Origin of the sequence: Hahella ganghwensis DSM 17046 (genome assembly GCF_000376785.1) — a bacterium.
GTDB lineage: Bacteria > Pseudomonadota > Gammaproteobacteria > Pseudomonadales > Oleiphilaceae > Hahella > Hahella ganghwensis.
The window spans coordinates 1-2,995 of the sequence record NZ_AQXX01000023.1 but is presented as its reverse complement, the minus strand read 5'-3'; the positions used below and the strand labels follow the sequence as shown (position 1 = coordinate 2,995).

Sequence of the window (2,995 nt, the reverse complement as noted above, 5' to 3'; positions counted from 1 at the left end):
TTACACCTACGACGACCAAGGCAATCGACTGTCTTATAGCTATGACAATAACGGAGACGGCACAGCGGATCAGATTAGTCTTTACACCTACGACGCTAGTGGTGGGCGTACTTCTTACACAAGAGATGATGATGCTGATGGCACTCCAGAGCGCACAGAAACGATAACGCCCCAATACGTCGGATGGGCGGTTTACTATACATGGCTAGATTATTAGGACGAATATTTGGTCATAGGGAATACTGCCCAATCATTTTTAGGCCTGAGTTAGAGTGTAGTAAAAATATACTGACTACGATGTTTTGGGTCATTTTAGGTGGTCGATGTCGACAGGTTTTAAATAGTGGTCTTCATTGTTTTTATGGACCTTTTACATTGTTGTTTAATTGGAGTAATCAATTATGCCATCAAAGATTTATTTTATGCCATTTGACCCCAAATATCCGGGAATTCTGAAGACCTACCAAGAATATCGTGCTACTGGAGTCTACACTAAGTCCGATGGGAAATTTGGTTTTCAAAAAAACTTACACTGCATGACTGACGACATGACCGACGGATTTCTAACCAGCGAGATTTAGTGGGAAGGTACAGGACATTCGACTAGTCTCCGCGGATACTATACAGAGGAAGACCAGATTTTGGTTCGCGGCCATTGTCATCCAGGCGATGATTATATATATGGCGCTAAGTCTGGAGGCGAGAAAGTCTCTTTTCAACAGGTTGCGAATCGTATCTTTTGTTCAAATTTACCTCTTTCTTACAAAGGTAAACTTATTTGCTACAACTGTCATAGTGGAGAACCTTCCAAAACAAGTTCATCGAAACCATTTGCTCAGAAGTTAGCGAACTATATGTATTCGTTAGGGTATAAGTCATGTCAGTTTTTTGGCTACCTTGGCGCGATGGATTCATTTGCGAAGCCTGGCCCAATGGGCAAGGCTATTTATTCTCGCGCTTCTGGCGATACTTCTGAAGCACCGCTCGGCACCGCAGCTATGGCCACTGTCCAGTTCCATCCCGAAGTTAAAACCATCACCACACCGCCCTCAAGATCCCGGTTTAAGCCCTGGTAATAAAGCTATCCAGACTATGTGATAGCCACCACTAAACAGGGTGGCTATTTAATTAATATGTTTTATTTTCATTCTGCTTCAAAAGCATTAACTTTATAAGCAAAAATTAGAAATATTACCAAATTAAATTTATTTATAATTTACTTTCAAAATACATAACATTTTTAACTTTAAAAAACGTAAACAATACAGAAAAACCATTCATATAAAACCACAAAAACATATGATATATAATTCAATAAATGTGGAGCTTTTTATGAATAATCCCAAAACCAGTACTGATAGTGGAGAGCTGTTCAAAGACCGGAGGAAAACAACACCTAGTGATAAGTCATCATTTAAAAAAGTTGATAGAAGATGCAAATCCTTCAGAGATAGTAAGTCCTGGTACCTCAATGTAAATATATTAGGAAATGGATAAAAGTAATAAACCCACCTTCTTTGAAGATGGGTTTTCTTTCAGCCTCCTCAGGTGATCCTGCCCCAGTTTTTAGTACAGCTCTTGCCTCTGTGGAGAACTTAAGCGAGAAAAATCCATCACTGACCTACCCCAACATTTAGTCCAACCGGCTCTTAGTACGTCGTGAGCTGAGTTGAGTAAAACTTCCCTTTATTGACCAAATAAAATCCAAACACATGCATTCACTGTCGGACGAACAGGTGGTCATGCGCTGGGTCGAAAACCCTTACTGGCAATATTTCTGTGGCGAAGAAGAGTTCCAGCATCGCTTTCCCATGGATGGCAGCTCCCTGTCCCGCTTCCGTCGCCGTATTGGCGAGAAAGGGGACAGAGTGTTGTTGAAGATGAGTGTGGGCCTGGCGGAGGCAACGGGGACGGTCAGCCCAGAGAGTTTCAAGATGGTGGCGGTAGATACCACCGTGATGCCCAAGGCCATTGCCCATCCTACCGACAGTAGGTTGATGGCCAAATGCCTGACCCAGTTGGTGGCGCTGGCCAAGCGTGAAGGCGTACGTTTCCGGCAGACCTATGAGAGCAAGCTGAAATCCCTGCAATTCCAGATCAGTCGTTATGCCCATGCCCGTCAGTTCAAGCGCATGCGAAAATTGCTGAAGACCCTGCGCAATTATCTGGGTCGGGTCGCTCGTGAGGTGATGCGGCAGAAACCCTATCCCGAGCAGAGTCCGGCGTTACAGCGGAAATACTATCAGGCGCTGAAACTCCAGCTTCAAACCCTGGATCGCCAAACCACCCACAAACTCTACAGTCTGCATGAACCTGAGGTGGTCTGCATTGCCAAGGGCAAGTCCCGAACGCCGTATTAGTTTGGCTGCAAAGTCAGTGTCGCCAGCACCGCCCAAGAGGGGCTGGTGGTGGATTGTCAGGCACTGCCTCACAACCCTTATGACGGCCACACTCTGGAAGGCGCCTTGCTACGGATCTTCGATCACGTGGGCCGCATGCCGGAGCATGCCCTGGTGGATCGAGGCTATCGCGGCAGCGAGACCACGCCCTATGCTCAGGTACATATTACCGGCAAACAAAAGGGCCGGGACAAAGCCCACGTCCAGCAAGGGCGGCGCAACAGCGTGGAGCCGATTATCGGTCATCTCAAGCAGGAAGGCCTGCTGGATCGTTGTTATCTGAAAGGCCAAGAAGGTAACGAAGTGCATGCATTACTGTGCGGGACGGGCTTCAACCTGAGAAAGATCTTGAAGAAGCTGGCCGAGCTTCTTTGTGCCTTAGGTTTATGGCAGGCAACTGCCGACAATGTCGAAAGAATAATGCAATTGCTTGGATTTTATCTGGTCAATAAAGGGAAGTTTTACTCAACTCAGCTCACGACGGCGTAAAAAACGGGGTTACCAAGTAACATCGATGCAGCCAAGCACAGTTGGGCGATCACCGCATGTTGGACTGGATGGATCGCCATGGCGTGGACTACATCATTGGTATCGCC

At 46.2% G+C, this 2,995-nt stretch carries 4 protein-coding genes; all 4 read left to right on the top strand.

The features are described from left to right. A partial coding sequence (locus F566_RS36610; RefSeq protein WP_211210559.1) for a hypothetical protein occupies positions 1 to 217 on the top strand: 217 nt, incomplete at its 5' end. 424 nt (positions 218 to 641) lie between these two features. After that, the gene (locus F566_RS36605; RefSeq protein WP_157496523.1) at positions 642 to 1,076 is read left to right on the top strand and encodes a hypothetical protein; all 435 of its coding nucleotides are present in this window, start codon (positions 642 to 644) and stop codon (positions 1,074 to 1,076) included. Positions 1,077 to 1,712: 636 nt separating this feature from the next. Further along, positions 1,713 to 2,360: a transposase gene (locus F566_RS35080; protein ID WP_157496521.1), complete on the top strand. Its 648-nt coding sequence runs from the start codon at positions 1,713 to 1,715 to the stop codon at positions 2,358 to 2,360. 48 nt (positions 2,361 to 2,408) lie between these two features. Further along, on the top strand, positions 2,409 to 2,888 hold the full coding sequence (locus tag F566_RS35075; protein ID WP_020404978.1) for a transposase: 480 nt from the start codon (positions 2,409 to 2,411) through the stop codon (positions 2,886 to 2,888). Positions 2,889 to 2,995 lie beyond the last annotated feature (107 nt).

Bases quoted from the DNA above. Each gene is read 5' to 3' on its own strand.
- F566_RS35080 (WP_157496521.1), top strand. From the start codon at position 1,713: ATGCATTCACTGTCGGACGAACAGGTGGTCATGCGCTGGGTCGAAAAC.